The 19,953-nt window shown below is 47.1% G+C and carries 17 protein-coding genes; 3 read left to right on the top strand and 14 right to left on the bottom strand.

What is annotated here, in order from left to right; all coding sequences use genetic code 11:
* The first annotated feature begins 73 nt into the window (after nt 1-73).
* Complete coding sequence (locus tag ACFFUV_RS16030) at nt 74-880, top strand: helix-turn-helix domain-containing protein (protein ID WP_390194591.1); 807 nt, start codon at nt 74-76, stop codon at nt 878-880.
* Nucleotides 881-929: 49 nt separating this feature from the next.
* On the opposite strand, the gene ACFFUV_RS16025 is transcribed toward ACFFUV_RS16030, so the two are convergent.
* The 13 genes from ACFFUV_RS16025 to pilM form a co-directional block, all read right to left on the bottom strand.
* The gene (locus ACFFUV_RS16025; protein WP_390194590.1) at nt 930-3,572 is read right to left on the bottom strand and encodes an ExeM/NucH family extracellular endonuclease; all 2,643 of its coding nucleotides are present in this window, start codon (nt 3,570-3,572) and stop codon (nt 930-932) included.
* Between the two features lie 336 nt (nt 3,573-3,908).
* A complete protein-coding gene (gene trpS, locus ACFFUV_RS16020) occupies nt 3,909-4,925 on the bottom strand; it encodes a tryptophan--tRNA ligase (RefSeq protein WP_390194589.1) in 1,017 nt (338 codons plus the stop codon).
* Nucleotides 4,926-5,033: 108 nt separating this feature from the next.
* Complete coding sequence (locus ACFFUV_RS16015) at nt 5,034-5,726, bottom strand: phosphoglycolate phosphatase (protein WP_390194588.1); 693 nt, start codon at nt 5,724-5,726, stop codon at nt 5,034-5,036.
* Nucleotides 5,727-5,753: 27 nt separating this feature from the next.
* Nucleotides 5,754-6,425: a ribulose-phosphate 3-epimerase gene (gene rpe / locus ACFFUV_RS16010; protein ID WP_390194587.1), complete on the bottom strand. Its 672-nt coding sequence runs from the start codon at nt 6,423-6,425 to the stop codon at nt 5,754-5,756.
* A 93-nt stretch (nt 6,426-6,518) separates the two neighbouring features.
* The gene (locus ACFFUV_RS16005; RefSeq protein WP_390194586.1) at nt 6,519-7,373 is read right to left on the bottom strand and encodes a Dam family site-specific DNA-(adenine-N6)-methyltransferase; all 855 of its coding nucleotides are present in this window, start codon (nt 7,371-7,373) and stop codon (nt 6,519-6,521) included.
* 70 nt (nt 7,374-7,443) lie between these two features.
* Entirely contained in the window at nt 7,444-8,991 is a 1,548-nt protein-coding gene (locus ACFFUV_RS16000; RefSeq protein WP_390194585.1) for an SPOR domain-containing protein, read from the bottom strand.
* A 39-nt stretch (nt 8,992-9,030) separates the two neighbouring features.
* A complete protein-coding gene (aroB, locus tag ACFFUV_RS15995) occupies nt 9,031-10,119 on the bottom strand; it encodes a 3-dehydroquinate synthase (protein ID WP_390194584.1) in 1,089 nt (362 codons plus the stop codon).
* A gap of 32 nt (nt 10,120-10,151) precedes the next feature.
* Nucleotides 10,152-10,670, bottom strand: coding sequence for a shikimate kinase AroK (gene aroK, locus ACFFUV_RS15990; RefSeq protein ID WP_390194583.1), 519 nt, complete (start codon nt 10,668-10,670; stop codon nt 10,152-10,154).
* Between the two features lie 173 nt (nt 10,671-10,843).
* Nucleotides 10,844-12,487: a type IV pilus secretin PilQ gene (locus ACFFUV_RS15985; RefSeq protein WP_390194582.1), complete on the bottom strand. Its 1,644-nt coding sequence runs from the start codon at nt 12,485-12,487 to the stop codon at nt 10,844-10,846.
* Entirely contained in the window at nt 12,477-13,007 is a 531-nt protein-coding gene (locus tag ACFFUV_RS15980; RefSeq protein WP_390194581.1) for a pilus assembly protein PilP, read from the bottom strand. The genes ACFFUV_RS15985 and ACFFUV_RS15980 overlap by 11 nt, the downstream gene beginning before the upstream one ends.
* Nucleotides 12,994-13,596, bottom strand: coding sequence for a type IV pilus inner membrane component PilO (locus ACFFUV_RS15975; protein ID WP_390194580.1), 603 nt, complete (start codon nt 13,594-13,596; stop codon nt 12,994-12,996). Before ACFFUV_RS15975 ends, ACFFUV_RS15980 begins: the two co-directional genes overlap by 14 nt.
* The gene (locus tag ACFFUV_RS15970) at nt 13,586-14,161 is read right to left on the bottom strand and encodes a PilN domain-containing protein (RefSeq protein WP_390194579.1); all 576 of its coding nucleotides are present in this window, start codon (nt 14,159-14,161) and stop codon (nt 13,586-13,588) included. Before ACFFUV_RS15970 ends, ACFFUV_RS15975 begins: the two co-directional genes overlap by 11 nt.
* Nucleotides 14,151-15,143, bottom strand: a complete 993-nt coding sequence (gene pilM, locus ACFFUV_RS15965) for a type IV pilus assembly protein PilM (protein WP_390194578.1) — start codon at nt 15,141-15,143, stop codon at nt 14,151-14,153. The genes ACFFUV_RS15970 and pilM overlap by 11 nt, the downstream gene beginning before the upstream one ends.
* Before the next feature lie 141 nt (nt 15,144-15,284).
* Between pilM and ACFFUV_RS15960 the strand changes: the two genes are divergently transcribed.
* Entirely contained in the window at nt 15,285-17,867 is a 2,583-nt protein-coding gene (locus tag ACFFUV_RS15960) for a penicillin-binding protein 1A (RefSeq protein ID WP_390194577.1), read from the top strand.
* Between the two features lie 54 nt (nt 17,868-17,921).
* On the opposite strand, the gene oxyR is transcribed toward ACFFUV_RS15960, so the two are convergent.
* Complete coding sequence (oxyR, locus tag ACFFUV_RS15955; protein WP_390194576.1) at nt 17,922-18,809, bottom strand: DNA-binding transcriptional regulator OxyR; 888 nt, start codon at nt 18,807-18,809, stop codon at nt 17,922-17,924.
* Between the two features lie 167 nt (nt 18,810-18,976).
* Here oxyR and ACFFUV_RS15950 point away from each other — a divergent pair, with 167 nt between their 5' ends.
* Nucleotides 18,977-19,708, top strand: coding sequence for a glutathione peroxidase (locus ACFFUV_RS15950; protein ID WP_390194575.1), 732 nt, complete (start codon nt 18,977-18,979; stop codon nt 19,706-19,708).
* Nucleotides 19,709-19,953 lie beyond the last annotated feature (245 nt).

The following is a 19,953-nucleotide window of genomic DNA, read 5'->3' as shown; positions in this document are numbered from 1 at the left end:
GATATGCTTCTAAAATCGGGTATCTGATGAGGAGGCTGATGTCATGATTTATCTAAAATCGAACGAGTTTTTCATGAATTCTCACAGTTCTGTGACCACGGAACTACGAGCGCCACAAGAACCGTATCCAGAACATGCCCATAACTTTGAAGAGTTGATTATTGTTGCCCACGGCAGCGGGACGCATGTCATGAATGATGTGCCGATGAACATCAGTAAAAACTACGTGTGTTTTGTCGCTCGTCAAGACCGTCACTTATTTGATCACGTCGATAATCTGTTTTTGAGCAATGTATTATTCGAGCGCGATAAACTCCCCTTGAGTGCCGAACTACAAAAGTTCATTCCGCAAAGTGATGATGATCAGCATGGTTGGTTTATCAGTGAAGAAACAGCGCATCGTGCTAACCAAATTATTCAGCGATTGGATGTCGAATCACACATCGACAGTGATGAATCACAGATCATTGCCCAGGCCCTGTTTCAGCAATTGATTGTCGAGTTATGGCGAGGAAAAGTGACCGAAATAGACACCCTTAGCCACGACGATAAAATCTGTTACGCCCTGGCAAAAATTCAGCGTGGTTACTCTCAATTGCATGATATCGATGCGCTTGCCGAGGAAGTTAAACTCTCTCCGCGTCAACTGACAAATAGCATCAAAAAATACACCGGCATGAGCTTTAACCAATATCTCCATTACACACGGGCTTGCCGTGCATTATCAGCCATTCTCTATACCGAACAGTCAATTACCGACATCGCGTTTGATGTTGGCTACCAAGATAGCAACTACTTTTCGACCAAGTTTAAACAAGTCTTTCATACCACGCCGCGTGATGCTCGGCTGAAAGGAGAGACGCAGCCAGCGCTGCGTTAGACATAAAAAAGCCAAGCATGATGCTTGGCTTTTAGTTACGAATCAGCGATTACGCTTGGCCACGCCGACGACGCCATAAGCCAACGCTCGCAAGGCTCAGAATCAAGCCCAAACCAAATGAACCGACCTCTTCTTCCTCATCTGGGTCGCTATCACTAAAGCGCAATTCCAACACCGCGGGATCGTGGTCTGATGCTCGGAATTGATCACGGTATTTAGGAAATCCATCCCCCTTGTAATCATCGCTGTAGTCAAACACCGTAGATTCCGCCGCATTGATATGCCAATCCCCTGCATCAACCACAAATGCCTCTAAACTTGGGCTGATCAACAAGTGATCCAGTGTGCCGACTTCGTCATTGTATGAATAACTCCAACTGTCATCATGGAAGAGCTCAACCGCATTAATGTAGCCGTAGTTTTGGCTGATGACAGCACCTTCGTCACCAAACTGCTCTTGGCCATCGATCGAAGTATTGCGCGCTGCGCGAATCTCTTTACCATATTTTTCAGCGCTATAATCGGTAAGCACCAAAATAGGGTCTTCTTTGGCATAAGCGTTCATATCGCCAAGTAGCACCTTGTAACCATCGATATTCGCCAGTGCATCACCTAACGCCACCGCCCCTGCGACACGGAAGTTCTCACATGAGCCTTGGAAGTCGGGATCCTCCCCTCCTTGTCCGCCTTCACTTTCCGGCGCGGCATCTTCCCAACAGGTTGAACCTTTGGATTTTAGGTGATTCACCGCCACGGTGATGGTTTGGCTTCCATCAGCCAAGGTAAAGCTTGGGGCAAGCGTGTCACGTTGGTAGTTAACGCCATCTTCGATAACATCGCCATCGCTATCCACCACGGCGGGCGCATGCTGCTCAGGCATTGCAATCACACGAGATTGACTTAAGCTCACCACGCTACTGCGATAAATCACGCCAACAGAAATCGCATCCGTACCAACAGAGTCCTCCTCGTTGGTCACCCCATCGCCATTTGAGTCAACCGCCACGAATTGATATTGCTTCTCAGGGTCATCAATCACAGCGTTCAATTGCTCAACTAGCTGACGAATCGCCCCGCTGTCACCAAAGCCGTTATTTTCAATTTCCATCAAGCCGACAATATCAGCATCAAGCGCGGCAATCGCCGCCACGATCTTGGCTTGTTGCACTTCAAACTCTTCGTAACTTTCCGCTCCGCGATTACTACCAAACTGGTTGCTGTCTCCACCAAATGGCGAATTAAAGTAGTTAAGAACATTGAAGCTGGCAATGCGTAAATCGCCGTCATCGGACACGTTCGGCGCCTCTGTACGCGGTGAGTTATGCACAAAATGACTGCTATCCAATTGATTGGTCACAATCAAACGATACTCATCATAGCTATATGAAATCACACCTTCAGCACCCACCAAGGTATCATCAACACGGATATAATCTTCTGTCGAACCATCTTGATCGGCATCGGTTAACCCGAAATCTGGGTAGTAAGGAATGGTGGCGTTAGACGTTCTTTGGTCGGACTCAACAAACAGGCGACGATCGGCATTATCTGCACTCGCCTGCAACGACTCAGCAGAACCGGCTGCAAAGTGCTGGTTTGGTTGATAGTTCAGCTGACCTTGCGCGACCACCATATTATTGCGGCTGGCGTCATAGTCGTAGCTGAAGGTTCGAGTGACACGCATGTCCAAGCTTTGTGGTAATGAAACCAACATGCCTTCGTAGCGTTCGAGCGTATCGGCAAAGCTTTGATCGCTCTCTATCACCTCGATGGGTTGAGCTTGTGGCGCAGATTGCTGAGACTCAACAACCCACTGATTGTTACCAACCGACAGTTGAGTCAGGTTGTAGTATTCTTGCACCTGACCTTTCGCGCACACCACATCACCAGGCTCGAGATCGGAGGTGGTTTGCCCGGTGTATACAAACAAGCCTTCAGAAGTCAAAGGGTTGCCGTCATCCGACAAAGCCTGCAGGTAGAAACCACGAGTCAGTCCCGTCGTTACCGCACTCACCACGCCTTCGACAAAATATTCTTCATCCGTAATGTAAACACCATCAGGAATCAAAGGCGACGTAGCGCCTTCACCTTGAATGTCTTGAATCGCGGTAAAGCTTGGCGCACTGCCATCGAGCGTACAGGTAAAGGCTTCCAGTGCTTCCACGTCATCGAGTGAGCCCAAACCATCAATATTATTTTGTGCTAGGCTCGCCCACTGTGAGGCATTAAACACTGGGGTAGGTGTCAATGCATCATGATAGCGGACTAAGGTTTGATTCTCCCCCCAGCTCTCGTCGCTATCGACCACACCCACCACATCAACCAGCTCATCATTAAGGTACAAACCAATGGCATCATTGCCGTTAAAATTGGCTACTGAGTTGTCTTGTAAATCGGTGACGGCCAAAATATCACTATTGGCACCTGAGTGAGCAATGACATACACATCGCCAGCGGAGATCGTAACACTCTCTAACGAAGTGGCAGCTTGCCAAGTGCCACCATTTGACTGACGAGCAATGGAATAGCCATTTAGCGTTACGGTTTCGCTGCCAGTATTGGCAATCTCGACTGCTTTATTGTAGCTTGAGCCTTCCACATATTGTGAGATAACAATCTCGGCGTGGGCCGACATTGCCATCATTGAGCCGATGGCCGTAGCCAACACGCTCTTAGTTCGTTTACTTTCCATAAGTCCCTCATCACCTTTTCAGCTTTGTTGTTGTGATTACTGAAAAGGCCTTCCATGTCTCAATGTTGTTATTTGCAACCTAGTGTTGCGCGTACAGTGTTCAAGTTTTTTGTGCAAATTCAAACCATTCACCCAGCCTATCGAGAGATAAATCTCATACAAAGGACAGATATTTATAGATTGCGCATGATTTCAACAAACAAAGTAAGATAGGAAAAAGACATTAATATTACGCATTGATTTAAATAAACTTTTTTACTAGATATCAAATTTTAGATATAAAAAAACCTTCGCTATATGCGAAGGTTTTTAGAAGTTTATTGATGGAATTAGCAATTAGGTACGAGAAACAAAACCAATCGCTTTAAATACTTGCTCGAGGGTCTTATTTGCTTCTGCAGACGCCTTTTCTGCGCCGGCTTTCATTACTGAATCGAGGTAGGCGCGGTCATCACGAATACGTCGATATTCCGCTTGTACCGGCTCAAGCATCGCGACCAAAGCCTCACCCACATCTTTCTTAAACGGACCGTACATTTCTACGCCTTGATACTTAGCTTCAATCTCAGCAAAGCTCATATTGGTCGCTGCAGCGTACAACCCCATCAAGTTCGAAATGCCCGCTTTGTTTTCAATATCGTGAGCAATACGTGGCGGAGTTTCAGTATCAGTTTGTGCTTTATTGATTTTCTTGAGGATCGATTTCGGATCTTCAAGCAACGTAATCACGTTCTTACGGTTATCATCCGATTTCGACATTTTCTTGGTCGCATCTTGTAAGCTCATGACACGCGCATTCACTTGAGGAATGTAAGGCTCAGGCACGGTAAAAATCGGCTGCTCTGGGCTATAAATATTATTAAAGCGTGTTGCAATATCGCGAGCCAATTCAAGATGTTGCTTCTGATCACTTCCCACCGGTACTTGGTTGGCTTGATACAGTAAAATATCGGCCGCCATCAATACAGGGTAATCAAATAAACCGACATTCACATCATTCGCATAACGGGCAGATTTATCTTTAAACTGGGTCATGCGATTGAGTTCACCCATTTGGGTATAACAGTTAAGAAGCCAACCTAGTTGAGCATGCTCTGGGACGTGTGACTGAACAAATAGCGTGCTCTTTTTAGGATCAACACCAACCGCAAGACAGATCGCCAGCGCATCTAATGTTGCTTCATGCAGCGCTTGCGGATCTTGGCGAACCGTAATTGCGTGCAGGTCAACAACGCAGTAGTGGCAGTCGTAGTCATCTTGCATTTGTTGCCATTGACGTAGAGCACCCAAGTAGTTACCAATACTTAGTTCACCAGAGGGTTGAACACCACTCAATACGATGGGTTTGCTCATGAGAATGATTCCTTTGACTTCTTAATAGTTAAATGAAAACCGCACATGCTTTGTGCGGCTTTAGCAGTGTACTCATTGATGAGTATTTTACTAGCCCTTTTCAGCCATTTATGCTGATACAGGCACAAGCTCGAGCAACTGCGCGATGTTGTCAGCCACAAAGCTCGGCTCAGATTGGGCGATCGGTTCACCATGGTTGTAGCCGTAGGTTAAGCCGAATGAGGCACAGCCTGCGTTTTTCGCCGCAAGAATATCGTTCTTAGAGTCCCCAACCATCAACATTTGCTGCGCCGTTAATTGATGCTTTTCTAATAACCAATTCAGCGCCACAGGATTTGGCTTTTTCTCAGCAAATGCGTCACCGCCTAATACATCGCTAAACAAATGCGCTATACCATGCTGAGCCAAAATATCAGGCACAAACTGTGACGGCTTATTCGTGACCACCGCGAGAGTATACCCCGCTTGATGCAGAGTATTCAGTGTTGAAGCCACATTGGCGTATAGGTGGCTAAGCTTGTGTTCGGTTTCAGCGTAATATTGGTCAAACAGCTGACGCGCCTGCGCTCTGAGTTCATCGCTCAAGCTTGGATCAACCGTCAGGCTCTGACTTAACGCGCGGCCAATAAGGATATCGGCTCCGTTGCCAACGTAGTCACGTACTTGGTCTTCACTCACCGCTGGGTACCCCAACTGTTGAGCGGCTTTGTCAGCAGCGACCGCAAGGTCTGGCACGCTGTCGAGTAAAGTACCATCAAGATCGAAAGCAATTAGCTTTATCTGGTCTAAATTTGGGCTCAAAATGGTTTCCTAATTAAGGGAGTATCGTTACTGAACATCTGAGAGCTGCGCGCGCATCTCATCAATCACGGCTGTGTAGTCCGGTTGACCAAAGATGGCCGAACCAGCGACAAACATATCCGCGCCCGCTTCGGCGATTTCCCGAATGTTGTCAACTTTAACACCACCGTCAATTTCCAAACGAATATCACGCCCTGAAGCGTCAATGAGTTTACGAACGGCACGCAGTTTATCCAACGTATGGGGAATAAAGGATTGGCCACCAAAACCAGGATTCACGGACATCAATAAAATCATATCGACTTTATCAAGAATATAATCAAGGCAACTTAATGGTGTGGCCGGATTTAAGACCACGCCCGCTTTACAGCCATGCTCTTTAATCAGTTGTAGAGTGCGATCGACATGTTCAGAGGCTTCGACGTGAAACGTGATCATTGAAGCGCCCGCTTTGGCAAAATCAGGAATAATGCGGTCAACCGGCTTTACCATCAAATGCACGTCAATCGGCGCAGTAATGCCGTAGTTGCGTAGCGCCTTACAGATTGGGGCACCAAACGTTAGGTTAGGCACATAATGGTTATCCATTACGTCAAAATGCACCACATCGGCGCCAGCCGCGAGGACATTTTCAACCTCTTCACCTAAGCGTGCAAAGTCGGCGGATAAAATGGATGGAGCAATAAGAAAATCTTTCATACCTGACCTCAATGGCTAACAAATCGCATCAATGCTTATCACACTTTTCGTGCGTTAATTTACATCGATTCTACCTAAGCCAGCGCTGAGATCCTAGCGTTGCTTTGAGTTGGTTAGCATCGCTTCAATAGTATGCGGGTTGAACAGTGCCAATAGTTCATCAACCTTGTTACGCCCAGCGCCATTACGACTGATGGTGCGTTTGACTTTCACAACATTAAGCTCCGCACCATGGTAGAGACGGCGGGTTAAGGTGGTATCGTGATTCGAGATAAGGACGGGGATGCCACGTTCTTTCGCTAAACGCTCAGCCACATCAGCCAAGGCCGCTTGATCATCCAGCGAGAAACCGTTACCTGCGTACGAAGTAAAATTAGCGGTCGTTGAAAGCGGCGCGTATGGCGGGTCACAATACACCACACAGCCCTTACGAGCTCGTTTGAACGTCTCGGGATAACTTTCGCAGACAAACGTTGCCTTCTTGGCTTTTTCAGCAAAAAACTCCAGCTCTTGCTCTGGGAAGTACGGTTTTTTGTAGGAACCAAACGGTACATTAAAACCGCCTTTTTTGTTGTAACGGCATAGACCGTTAAAGCCAAATCGGTTCATATAAAGAAAAGCCAAGGAACGATAGAAGGTATCTTCCGTACGATTGAACTGCAGTCGCACATCAAGGTAAACCTCTTTGCGGTTATTTTCCGCAACAAACCAACGCTTGGCTTCCGTGATGTACTGCTCTGGATGCTCTTTCAATAAGTTGTAGAGATTGATCAGATCCGGATTGATGTCGGCCAGCAAGTAGTGCTCATAATCGGTATTAAGAAAGATAGAGCCAGCCCCAACAAAGGGTTCCACCAGCTTCTTTGCTGCTGGTAAGTGACGCTGAATATCTTCAACTAAGCCGTATTTTCCACCCGCCCACTTTAGGAACGCCCGCTGCTTCTTCATCAACTGTTCTTATCTTTCAACCACAAATTAAGGCTGCGAAATGTAACATATTTTATCGCTAAGCTCAGCGTTATTTCACTCGGTCAATCTCACGATGGACCTGACTGAGCGATTTTGCCCAAGGCTCCAACTGTTGAACATCACTTGGTAAGGTCGAGACCGCATCACGTGCCAACTGAATGGTTGGATAGTTGCCGTAAGAGACGATAAACCAATCTCTTTCATTGCGCACTGTTGGGTAGATATACACATCACCGTCGAGGTTATGGCGATCCAAAAACTCTTGAACCTCCGACACTGAACTGAGTGCGGCCAATTGCAGAGTATAACTGCGTGGCGAGAACGCCTTTAGCGCTTCACGTGTATACGAGAAAGTAATGACTGGCTGAGCGGACTCAGCGTCTGCAGTACTGGATGCCTCTGCAGTTTGAGGCGCAGGGTCACTCAACGTTTGAGCTTGTGCTGCCTGTTCAGATTCTGAGCTGGAGACCTGGTTTTGGCCATCGTCATCCTGCGCTTGCAGTTTAGCCGCATCAATCGCTTGAATCATCGCTGAGGTATCGACCTCTTGCGGTTTGCCATCCAGTAATGCATCCACCACATCAGAGGTGATCACGACGCGCTGTTCACCAGAATCTTGGCTATCAACGCTGGTGGTGCTCTGTGTGACATCGGGTGGCAAAGCTGATGAGTCATCCTCAGCAGCATCATCGGCAGCAGGAGGCACTGGCACTTCAACATTTTCCATGTTGCGCTCTTGTGGCTCTGATTCCAAGGTTGGAATCACGGTTTGTTCCATCTGTGTTTCCAACTGTTGTGCTTTTTGTTGAGCGGTTGGCTGATTCATCATCCACCAATAGCCGCCGCCGATGAGCAGCAACAAAATCAACACAATCAGAGTAATCATCAGTGGCGATCCAACAATCGAACGGATCACGATACGTTTTTCTGGCTTGTGGTCACCCAAGGCCATAATCTCTCCCGGTAGTCGTCCTGCTTTACGATAGGCGTTTCTGACTCGCTTCTCGGCACTGTCTTCGACAAAGCGTATCACGAGTTGTTCAAAGAATCTGTCGGCATCATCTCGACTTAGAGGTTCTATTTCTAAATCAATCGGCTTTTGCTCTTGACCATAACTGAGACGGGTGAGTAGTGGTTCAAGGCTATTTTCCTGCGCAAACATCACCACGCTAATGTCCCACTTCGGGGTATTTTGCGCTTCAAGGACGAGCATCCACAGCTCAGAAACAAATGTTTCACTCAAGAGATGGGCATCATCAATGACGATCACAATATTGCAGTTATCATCACTTTTCAGACGAGAAAAACTGTCGACAAGGCTGTCGTGAGGGTTAAATAAAGGCTCAGAAAGCAGTTGAGTCAAGACGGTTGTACGGCGAGATTCGTCATCTTGACTTGGGTGACACATCAAAAGTGACTGATTTTTATCTTGAGCCCAAGCTTCAAGAAAGCGCTGAGCGAGCCAAGTCTTACCTGAACCAAACGCACCGCCCACGGTGACAAAATTGGAACCATAATTGGTTAACAACTGTAAGCGTTCTAGCAGATCAATCTGCGTATCAAGCTCCAACACGCGTGGTTGATGCGTTACATTCATGTAATTGTCGTCCTACTGACCATTGACTGGCAAAATAAATCAGAGGGTGCGGCAGTAATCGATAGCTTGTTCAATGATCGAGTCTGGCACTCCTTTCACCACTTCAGCGCGCCCAATGTCTGTCGGCAACACTAATCTCAGTTCACCAGAAAGGACTTTTTTGTCGCGCATCATGTGACGCATGAAATCATCAAACGACATGCTCTCTGGTGTATGAACTGGCAGGTGAGCTCTTTTCAGTATAGAGACAATTTTTTCGACTTGCTCTTCGCTGATAAGACCTTGAAGCTGAGCAGTTTTTGCCGCCATCGCCGTCCCCGATGAGACTGCCTCACCGTGTAGCCAATTACCATACCCCAACTCGGCCTCAATGGCATGACCAAATGTATGACCTAGGTTCAGCAATGCGCGAATACCTGATTCTTTTTCATCCTGTGCAACCACTTCCGCTTTGATTTCACAACATCGTGCAATGGCGTAAGTCAGCGCTTGTTCATCCAAGGCATATAAGGCATCAAGGTTATCATCCAACCAATCAAAGAAAGGACGGTCGTAAATGATGCCGTATTTGATCACTTCGGCCATACCCGCAGCAAACTCGCGGTCTGGCAAAGACTTCAAACAATCGGTGTCAATAATGACCGATTTAGGCTGATAAAAAGCCCCAATCATGTTTTTACCCAATGGGTGATTGACGGCCGTTTTCCCCCCCACGGAAGAGTCGACTTGTGATAACAAGGTCGTGGGTACTTGGATAAAATCAACGCCTCGCTGATAACATGCCGCGGCAAAACCAACAAGATCGCCAATCACACCACCGCCGAGCGCAACAATCACCACATCTCGACTGTAGTTACCTTCAAGCAGGAAGTTCATCACCAGATTAAAAGTCTCTAGGGATTTGTATTTTTCACCGTCCGGCAATTCGAGTAACGAAGGTTGGCAACCTTGCTGCTCAAGCTGCTGAATAATTTTCTGCGCATACAAAGGCGCCACTGTCACATTACTGATGACAACGACTTTTTGTTTTGCAGGAAGAAAAGAAAAGTGGGCCGGATCATTAAATAATCCGGCACCAATTGAAATTGGGTAGCTACGTTCGCCTAAGCTGACCGTAATCCGTTCCATGGCAATCTCCAAAAAAGCTAGATAAAAATGATTTAGCTTTCTTCTAGCATTTTTACGATCTGGTTGGCTACCACTTTTGCACTTTGATCGTCAGTACGGACCGTATAGTCCGCAATTTCTTCGTATAGAGGGTTGCGCTCTGCCGCTAACGATTCCAGCACTTCACGAGGGCTGTCAGTCTGTAGCAGAGGACGTTTCTTGTCACGGTTAGTACGTGCAAGTTGTTTTTCAATGGTTGTTTCTAGGTAGACCACTATGCCGCGAGCAGAAAGACGATTACGGTTTTCTTTGCTTTTGATTGAACCACCGCCTGTTGCGAGAACAATACCTTGTTCTTCCGTCAGATCGTTGATCACTCTTTCCTCGCGAATGCGAAAGCCTTCTTCACCTTCAACATCAAATACCCATGCGATATCCGCACCTGTGCGCTCTTCGATCACTGTGTCGGAGTCGACAAAGTCCATATGAAGTTGTTGAGCAAGGTGTCTACCAATTGTGCTTTTGCCGGCACCCATAGGGCCAACAAGGAAAATATTGCGTTTCTCAGCCATGTTAAGCAGTAATTTACAACGTTAATTCAATGACATCGCCACAAGTTTGTCGGGGTTTAGCCGACGATAAAAAGTGCTTGTGGCACCAATTCCTCACAGATAATTCGTGATAAGACCCGAAATTATCTAGATAAGGTGTCACTAATGCAAATTTATTTTCGATTTTATTATATTTACTGAATGACAACCTTCGGTGTAACAAAGATAAGTAGTTCACTTTTACCCATTTTTTGATAGCTACGGCGAAATAAAGCGCCAACTAATGGTAAATCCCCTAATAACGGAACTTTATCCACGGTATCGCTCACACTATGTTGATAAATACCGCCAAGCACAACCGTTTCCCCACTCGCCACGAGCACTTGCGTTCCGATGCGCTGAGTTTGAATAGCAACCGCTTCTCCCGTCCCGGTTTTTACCACTTCACCGGGCCTATCTTGCGTGACATTAAGATCCAATATTAGCTTGTTGTTCGGCGTAATTTGCGGCGTGACTTTGAGACTGAGCACCGCTTTCTTAAATTTAACCGCCGTGGCACCACTCGACGCGGCTTCAACATAGGGGATTTCAGTACCTTGCTCAATGTAAGCAGGCTGTTTATTGGTGGTCAGCAAACTTGGACTGGAAATAATTTCGGCCTTGGACTCACTTTGCAGCGCCGAAAGCTCTAAATCCAACAGCGTATTACTGCCTAACGTGGCAATTTGAAATGCGATTGACGAAGTATTGGCTGCTGTCGCGCCTAAATTAACGTTTAACCGTTGGTCAAATGCCGGGCTTTCTCCTGAAGGTGGAGGTTGATTGGCTTCAATCGAGCCTGCAATCGAATAATCTTGCTGCTGTGACATAACACCCCAACGTACGCCCAGTTCCTCCAAACTGCCCTGATTGAGTGACACAATCCGCGCCTCAATCTGTACCTGCTTCACCGCCACATCCAAAGCATCAATCATTTTTTGAATCTCAGCTCGTTGTTGCGGATAGTCATGTACGACCAGCGTATTGGTACGTTCGTCAAACGCTAATGAACCTTGATCCGACAGTAAACCTGAATGCTCGCCGTTAAGCATGTTCGCAAGGTCAGTGACTTTAGCGTATTGCACCTCGATGACTTGTGACCCAAGTTGTGAGCGATTAAGTAACCCCGAAGCGGGCAATTCGTCACGCGGGGCAATAACCATCACATTGCCTTCAACTTGCTTGGAGAGTTGTTTAAGTTGCAAAATGACGTCCAAGACTTGGCTCCACGGGACCGACTGCAAGCGTAAACTTAAACGGCCTTGTACATTATCAGAAAGCACTAAGTTGATATCGCTAAACTCGGCAAGCCAATACAAGGCACGCCGTAAATCAATATCTTGAAAATTCATCGAGAGCTGTGAGTGATTGTCTTGCTGTTTTGTGGCTTGTTCATCAGGCTCTAGCGTTATCACGATCATTCCGTCCCGCAGCTGATGGTGATACTCATATTTCCGATCAATTGCTAACAGAAAGCCGACGCCCTGAGAGGTGGGCTGCACATCAATGTGACTGACTAATGTACCAAACTCTTTGACATCCAGTCGCAGAGCATCACTCTCTGCCATGGTGATATTGGTGAGTTCAATCCATAGTTTCTCATCTTGACGTTCGCTCTTAATCACCACATTCCGAGTATCGAGCTTAATCAAGAGCTTGGCATCACGGTCCGCATCGACTTGAAAATCCAACATTTCAGCCACATTCAACACCTGCGAGCTTTCGGCCGCGGTGGGGATGACCAATAACGCGATGAGCACGACATGACTCATCACTTCCCTGAGTAGTTTATGGCTCATGTCGTTCCTTTTCTAAAGCGTAATTTGAGGTTAAAACCAGCGACGATACCTCTCCACAAGAGGAACGTAGCTCGATATGATTGGGGGTGATATCGGTAATTTGATATTGCTCAGCGCCGATATAACTGTGCTTTCTCGCGCTGTAAATCGATTGGTTTGGCAGTTCAAATAGCGCCAATTGTTGATCTTGGCTGCTTACAATACCCGATAAGGTCAGCATCGAGAGTGGATACTGGAGTAATGGCGTCGCTTGATGAGCCTCGAATAAAGGACGGCAAGACGTATTGAGGTTCACTGCAGACGCTACGTTGCCTGTCGGTAATGACTGCGGCAAAGAGAACGGGGAGCGATATTGACGTCCTCGGTAGTCAGACACTTGCCAATATGCCTCACTCACCTTTGACGAGAGCTCGGTCGCGGGTTCAGTTGGCAGAGGCGGAATATTGAGCGGCGAAGATTCATTGCCGCACGCAGTGAGCACAAGCGCAACCCCACTGAGGATGAGTTTATAACAATCCATTGCGCTCACCCTGCCAATAGAAATGAATGTTGGCGGTGACCCTCACGCTATCGTCAGTGGGGCTATGTTGTTGCCAGATCATGTGTTCGAATGTCATGACTTGTTCCATTTGCGCTAATTGAGCCATGAACTCACCGATAGCGTGATATTGACCATGGAGCTCGACATGCAAAGGCATGCGCAGAAATGGTTCAATCGTTTGTTTGCTTCCCCATTTGAGATGCGTGACTCCCAACCCAAAACGCTGAGCGAGCTTGTCGACGTCACTCACAATTGTCGCCTGTTCCAGTTGAAACGGAATACGCTGAGTAAAGTCATCAACCAGATGCTCAACGGCTCGATAACTCACTTGCGTTTCGCCCCTCTCGATCACTTGCGAACGAGACTCAAGCAAGCTGAGCGTTTGCTCGGTTTCACGCATGATTAAGCGTTCAAGTGTCATCAACTTAGCCGAAAAATAGCCAACATAGCTTGCGATGCCCAAACACAATGCCAGTAAGATTGTCGTTAACCACTGTATGTAACGTGGTGACTCGGCAAAGGTTTCCAGCGACTCAAAATACTGCCACCAAGCGTTTTCATGGCTCATAACCAAAAGCCTCCAGCCCTCGTGGTCGAAGAGTGAATGAAAGATGAAATTGACTCATTGAGCGTTGCGATGACAATGAAGAGTTGGTCAACGCATGAAGCGTTACCTTAGAAATTCGCTCTGTCGCTTCCATACGAGTCAGGGCTTGTGTCAGTGCTTGGGTTGTCGCGGTTTCACCTTTTGCTGTTACAACGCCGCTTCGTAATTCGAGATGAGAGAACACCACTTCCTCGCTCACCTGCTTGGCCAGCATATTCATCAGTTCCACTGGTTGATTACGGTATTGATGCCACTCGGCATACTGAGCAAAGCGCTTTAACTCGATTTGATGGGCTATTTCACGCGTTTCTTGCTGGGCTGAGCGAGCATTTAACCGCTCGTACTCAAGATTGAGATCAGTCAACCGCTGCTGCTGAATCTCAATCTGGCGGTCGATAAGATAACCGCCTAGGCCACTAGCAATCAGAAACAGCCCAAAGGTGAAACCCAATAAACACTGCACGCGGCGTTGATTAGCTGCTCTTCTCGTCGCTCGCCATGCCAGTAAATTGATCTCATGCAACATGTGATTGCCCTTGCCAGCAAAGTGCTCGCATCGCTAACCCCGTTGCAATCGCATACGAGGAGTGAGCAACAGGATCGCCTTGAGAGCTTTTGGTCACCAGTAGGTCAAAAGGGTCAAAAAGCTCACAGGTGATGCCAAGGTGATGCTCGATCTGTTCAGCACTGAACGGCGATGCGCCTCGCCCGCACAACCAAATCCCCTCAATATGACACCCATGCAGTGCCAAAAGCTGCTGTCGGCAGCGCTGCAATTCACCAATAACAAACCGCAGAGACTCATTCTCGTTACGGGCCGTCTCCTCCATAATCTGAATCACCTCTGGCGAAGAGCGGCCGTTATGAGGCAAAGGCATACTGCGCGTAAATGGATCAACCTCTAAAAAATCAATGACCATCTGAACCCCATCCGCATCAACGTTGACCAATAACCATTGGCGGCTGTGCGTTCTCTGGACCTTGACATGCCAAAGCTGGAGCAAAGTGTGGGCGTGAATCGTGATAAAAACAGGCGATAATTTGGCGGCTTGTAGCGGATGGCAATGGTTTTCGATCACTTCTTTCTTGGTCGCATAAACTTGGTAATCCACCAGAGAATGTGAATGAGCAACATGATGGAGCGGAACAAAATCGAGCTGAATGTCGTCCATATTCAACGCAATTTGAGCACAAAATGCCTGAGCGATAATAAACTCAATGTCGGGGTCTGAAGGTTGGCTATCTAGTTGTAATACTTTACTAATTACCGAATTATCCGGAATCGCCAGTGCCACTCGACGCTGAAGAAAAGGCAAGCTCTTCCTTAGTTCTTTGAGTTTCTTTACAATTTCCTGATAATTCGTCTTATGGTTATCGGAGAAAATACCCGTTTTTATTGGCAATTCTTGATAGTCCATAAGCATAAAATGGTCGTCGATTGGTTTCACTGTGACCGCCTTTACGCCGTCATGACCAATGTCTATGCCAGTAATGATAGATTTACCCATTTAGCTCAGCTCCATACTATTCGCTTGGCTCTTGTGTTTAAATGGGCGCACCATTTAGCACAAAACAAATTTTGAGCTAAGTTTTAGCTTAGAGTACAAGGGTTTGCCTATAGCAGACCGAAACTAATCAGGGATTCTCCGGTGAAGTTCATAAAGCGTTTTTTTATTTTCATACTGATTTGCATGATTCTTGGAGTCGGTGCAATTTTTGGCCTCTACTACTATGTCAAAGCCGATCTACCCGATGTCGCGACATTACGAGAAGTCAAACTGCAAACACCAATGCAGGTTTTTAGTCAAGATGGTCAATTGATCTCCCAATTTGGTGAAAAGCGTCGTATTCCCGTCAAATATGAAGATATACCTCAACATCTTATTGATGCGCTGATCGCCACCGAAGATAGCCGTTTCTACGAACACCCAGGTATCGACCCTATTGGTATTACTCGTGCCGCCGTGGTTGTTTTGCTATCTGGCTCTGCGAAGCAAGGGGCCAGTACCATTACTCAACAGCTGGCGCGTAACTTCTTCCTCTCTAACGAGAAGAAGTTAATGCGAAAAATCAAAGAAGTGTTTATTGCGATTCATATCGAGCAGTTACTCTCCAAGCAAGAGATCATGGAGCTGTACGTTAATAAGATCTTCCTGGGCTATCGCTCTTATGGCTTTGGCGCGGCGGCTCGTGTTTACTTTGGTAAAGATCTTCAAGACTTAAGCCTCAGTGAGATTGCCACCCTCGCGGGTATGCCAAAAGCGCCCTCAACCATGAATCCTCTGTACTCGATTGAACGTGCAACCAACCGCCGCAATGTGGTGTTAGCACGTATGCTGGATGAAAAGTACATTACCGAGCAAGAGTATCAACAGGCGCGTTCTGAAACTTTAGTTTCACGTTACCATGGCGCAGAGATCAAACTCAATGCACCGTATGTGGCAGAGCTTGCTCGAGCATGGGCGGTTGAACACTACGGGGATGATGTTTACGACAGCGGTATCAATATTTACACCACGGTCGACTCCAAACTTCAGCGTGCAGCAAACCAAGCCGCGGTGAATAACTTAATTGGCTACGATGAGCGTCACGGCTACCGCGGTGCAGAAAAAGTACTGTGGCAACCAGACCAAGCGCCAATGTCTAAAGATGACATTGAAGAACACCTTAAAACCGTACCAACGTATGGCAAATTGGTACCTGCTGTGGTCGTCGCTCGCGGAGAGAAAACAGCGCAAGTTGTCGTTAAAAATCACGGCACACAATCTCTCGATTGGGATGGAATGAAGTGGGCACGTAAATACTTAACCGATGAACGTCAGGGGTCTGCACCACAAAGCACTGATGACATTCTTGCCGTCGGTGAGCAAATTTGGGTGCGCGGTGAAACCATTAACCTTGATGACAACAATCAACAGCAAGTCACTGACGTTGAAGAGGAAGATCTCGAGCAACAGGAACAAGATAATACCGAACCTGCTACACCCATTCATTGGCGACTGGCTCAAGTTCCAAACGCAAATACCGCGTTTGTTGCCATGAACCCAGAGAATGGTGCTATCGAAGCGCTGGTTGGCGGCTTTAACTTTGTTCATAACAAATTTAACCGTGCAACCCAATCTGTACGTCAAGTCGGGTCAAGCATTAAGCCGTTTATCTACTCAGCGGCACTGGATAACGGCATGACTCTCGCGAGCTTGATTAACGATGCTCCTATTAACCAATGGGATAAAAGCCAAGGTACTGCATGGCGTCCGAAAAACTCGCCACCGACTTATGGCGGCCCAACGCGTCTGCGCATTGGTTTAGCGCAATCGAAAAACGTAATGGCGGTGCGTGTCTTGCGTGAGGTCGGGCTCGATAAAACGCGCGATTACCTAACACGTTTTGGCTTTGATAAAGATCACCTGCCGCGTTCAGAAACCATAGCACTCGGTGCTGGCAGCCTCACCCCCGTGAAAATGGCGCAAGGTATTTCGGTTTTTGCCAACGGTGGTTACTACGTTGAACCTTACTACATCAGCAAAGTGGAAGACCCATTTGGTCAACTTGATTACCAAGCGCCAAGTCAGCTGATTTGTCGTGAAAACTGTCAGCCGACTTCGACAGTCGAGAGTGAGTTTAACGAGCAAGATGTTGCTAGCGACGAGCAACAACCTCAACAAGCGAAGCAAGTCATTTCTGAACAAACCGCATTCTTGGTGCGTGAAATGATGTACAGCAATGTTTGGGGTGGCGGTAACTGGGGTCAAGGTACTGGCTGGAATGGGACAGGTTGGCGTGCACAAGTTCTTGATCGTCGTGATATTGGTGGTAAAACCGGGACGACCAATGATTCCAAAGACACTTGGTATAGCGGTTATGGTCCTGGCATTGTCGCAACGGCATGGGTCGGGTTTGATAACCACAATCGCGCTTTAGGCCGCACTGCCCCCAACCCGAACCTTGGTAAAGATCAAGTATCTGGCGTAGAAGCTGGCGCGAAAACCGCGCAGCCTGCGTGGATAGACTTTATGCGCGTCGCCCTTGAAAACACGCCACCGCAACAGAAACAAGTCCCGCCACATATTGTGCGCGCACGTATCGACCGTGACTCGGGGCTGCTGAGCAACAAGTCTGATGCCAGCTCGATGTTTGAATACTTCAAAGAGGGGACAGAACCGACGGAATACCAAAGTGATGATATTACTGACAGTATTTACTCGGAGTCACCGTCACAAGAGCTGTTCTAAACCACAGAAAACAAAAAGGGTTGGCCAACGCCGACCCTTTTTTATATCTCGTTTTTACTGGACTAAGCGACTTTGAATCACCGAGGCTAATTGCTCATAACGCGAACGCAATGGTGAACCAGGACGATACACCAAGACAATATTACGCGAAGGCTCCGGATTATAGGCTTCTAAGTAGCATACGCCATCTTTGCGCTTTTCATGCGGCAGCGACAATTTAGGAAGCAAGGTGATTCCGGCTCCGGCTGCTACCATGTTGCGCAGCGTTTCCAAGCTGGTCGCTTTAAAGCGCTCATCATCTTTAGCTCCAGCAGCAAAGCAGTAACCCAGCGCTTGGTCTCGTAAGCAGTGCCCATCCCCCAACGACAGCACTGTGCGGCCCTTGAGCTGGTCCATATTAATCCGCTCAAGCTCGGCCCATTCATGATCGCAAGGCACTGCAACACTTAAAGGTTCATCATAAATCGGAATTTCTTTAAATGCCTCAGTCTCAGCGACCGACGCCAACACCACACAATCGAGCTTGCCATCTTCCAATTCGCGCATCAGTTGTTTGGTTTGCGCTTCATGGAGAAATAACTCTAATTGCGGAAAATGCTCTTTTAGATAAGGAATGATCAGCGGCAAAATATACGGCCCAAGCGTTGGAATAAAGCCAATATGAATGGGGCCCGTCATTTCACCACTTTGCCCACTGGCCATATCTTTAAAGGTTTTCACTTCGGTAAGAATACGTTTCGCTTGATCAACTAACTGCAAGCCAGACTCGGTAAATAGAACACGACGACTGCTGCGCTCAAGCAGAGCGGTACCCAATTCATCCTCAAGTTTTCTCACCTGTCCGCTCAATGTTGGCTGGCTAACAAAACAGGCTTCCGCAGCTTTCCTAAAATGCTTATGTTCCGCAAGCGCAACCAAGTACTCAAAATCTCGAATATTCATCGCTTTACCCATAGAAAAAAACTATCAAAACCATAGCACCAAACGATTAGAGCTATCAAAGCTTTTTTTCAATAATGTCACCAACTAGGCAGAAGGTAAAAGCGGATTGTCGTTACACTGAAGACGCCATCAAACACATTTAATTCATTCATTTAAGGATTGTAACTATGTTTGCATCGAAAGAAGGCCAACCGGTACCACAAGTCACTTTTCCCGTTCGCCAAGGCGACAGTTGGTCAGAGCTTACGACCGATCAACTATTCAAAGATAAAACCGTGATTGTGTTTAGTTTGCCCGGCGCATTCACGCCGACATGTTCGTCAAGCCATTTACCACGCTATAACGAGCTATTTCCAGTATTTAAAGAACACGGTGTGGACGCTATTTTATGCGTCTCGGTCAATGATACGTTCGTCATGAACGCTTGGAAACAAGACCAAGAAGCCGACAACATTACTTTTATTCCTGATGGTAACGGTGAATTTACCGAGGGAATGGGTCTCTTAGTCGACAAAAAGGATCTGGGCTTTGGTAAACGTTCATGGCGTTACAGTATGCTCGTGAAAAACGGCATTATTGAAAAAATGTTCATTGAACCTGACGAGCCAGGCGACCCGTTCAAAGTGTCTGATGCCGATACCATGCTCAGCTACATCGCACCTGACTTTAAAACCCAAGAATCAATCACGGTATTCAGTAAACCCGGCTGCCCATTTTGCGCTAAGGCCAAACAAGCGCTGATCGATCATGATCTTCAGTATGAAGAAGTTATTTTAGGAAAAGATGCCACAACCGTGAGTTTGCGTGCGATTTCTGGTCGTACAACGGTGCCGCAAATTTTCATTGGTGGTCGACATATTGGTGGTAGCGAAGAGTTGGATACCTATCTTAACCAGTAACGATTATACCGAGTTATTAGGTGGGGCTTTTCGAGTGTTACTGGTTTGTCTTGGTTAAGCCCCCCTTCTAACAATAGTGTCAGCACTACACTATTGAGCCCATGGTGCTTGAGTTAGCCGCTTATCGTAACGTGCACTACTGAGTGGCTAAACTGTCCCTCAGGTCTATGGGTAAGGTCCCCAAAGTCAGTTACTCTCTCCTCTGACTTTGGGGATTCTTTTAATTACTGCGCAAAAACCAGCGC

It is taken from the genome of Vibrio olivae (assembly GCF_042428525.1).
In the GTDB taxonomy this organism is placed as follows: Bacteria; Pseudomonadota; Gammaproteobacteria; order Enterobacterales; family Vibrionaceae; genus Vibrio; species Vibrio olivae.
Note: the sequence above shows the minus strand (reverse complement) of the source record. Positions and strands in the feature narration are given on the sequence as shown.

Bases quoted from the DNA above. Each gene is read 5' to 3' on its own strand.
- ACFFUV_RS16030 (WP_390194591.1), top strand. From the start codon at position 74: ATGAATTCTCACAGTTCTGTGACCACGGAACTACGAGCGCCACAAGAA.
- ACFFUV_RS16025 (WP_390194590.1), bottom strand. From the start codon at position 3,572: ATGGAAAGTAAACGAACTAAGAGCGTGTTGGCTACGGCCATCGGCTCA.
- trpS (WP_390194589.1), bottom strand. From the start codon at position 4,925: ATGAGCAAACCCATCGTATTGAGTGGTGTTCAACCCTCTGGTGAACTA.
- rpe (WP_390194587.1), bottom strand. From the start codon at position 6,425: ATGAAAGATTTTCTTATTGCTCCATCCATTTTATCCGCCGACTTTGCA.
- ACFFUV_RS16005 (WP_390194586.1), bottom strand. From the start codon at position 7,373: ATGAAGAAGCAGCGGGCGTTCCTAAAGTGGGCGGGTGGAAAATACGGC.
- ACFFUV_RS16000 (WP_390194585.1), bottom strand. From the start codon at position 8,991: ATGAATGTAACGCATCAACCACGCGTGTTGGAGCTTGATACGCAGATT.
- aroB (WP_390194584.1), bottom strand. From the start codon at position 10,119: ATGGAACGGATTACGGTCAGCTTAGGCGAACGTAGCTACCCAATTTCA.
- aroK (WP_390194583.1), bottom strand. From the start codon at position 10,670: ATGGCTGAGAAACGCAATATTTTCCTTGTTGGCCCTATGGGTGCCGGC.
- ACFFUV_RS15985 (WP_390194582.1), bottom strand. From the start codon at position 12,487: ATGAGCCATAAACTACTCAGGGAAGTGATGAGTCATGTCGTGCTCATC.
- ACFFUV_RS15980 (WP_390194581.1), bottom strand. From the start codon at position 13,007: ATGGATTGTTATAAACTCATCCTCAGTGGGGTTGCGCTTGTGCTCACT.
- ACFFUV_RS15975 (WP_390194580.1), bottom strand. From the start codon at position 13,596: ATGAGCCATGAAAACGCTTGGTGGCAGTATTTTGAGTCGCTGGAAACC.
- ACFFUV_RS15970 (WP_390194579.1), bottom strand. From the start codon at position 14,161: ATGTTGCATGAGATCAATTTACTGGCATGGCGAGCGACGAGAAGAGCA.
- pilM (WP_390194578.1), bottom strand. From the start codon at position 15,143: ATGGGTAAATCTATCATTACTGGCATAGACATTGGTCATGACGGCGTA.
- oxyR (WP_390194576.1), bottom strand. From the start codon at position 18,809: ATGAATATTCGAGATTTTGAGTACTTGGTTGCGCTTGCGGAACATAAG.
- ACFFUV_RS15950 (WP_390194575.1), top strand. From the start codon at position 18,977: ATGTTTGCATCGAAAGAAGGCCAACCGGTACCACAAGTCACTTTTCCC.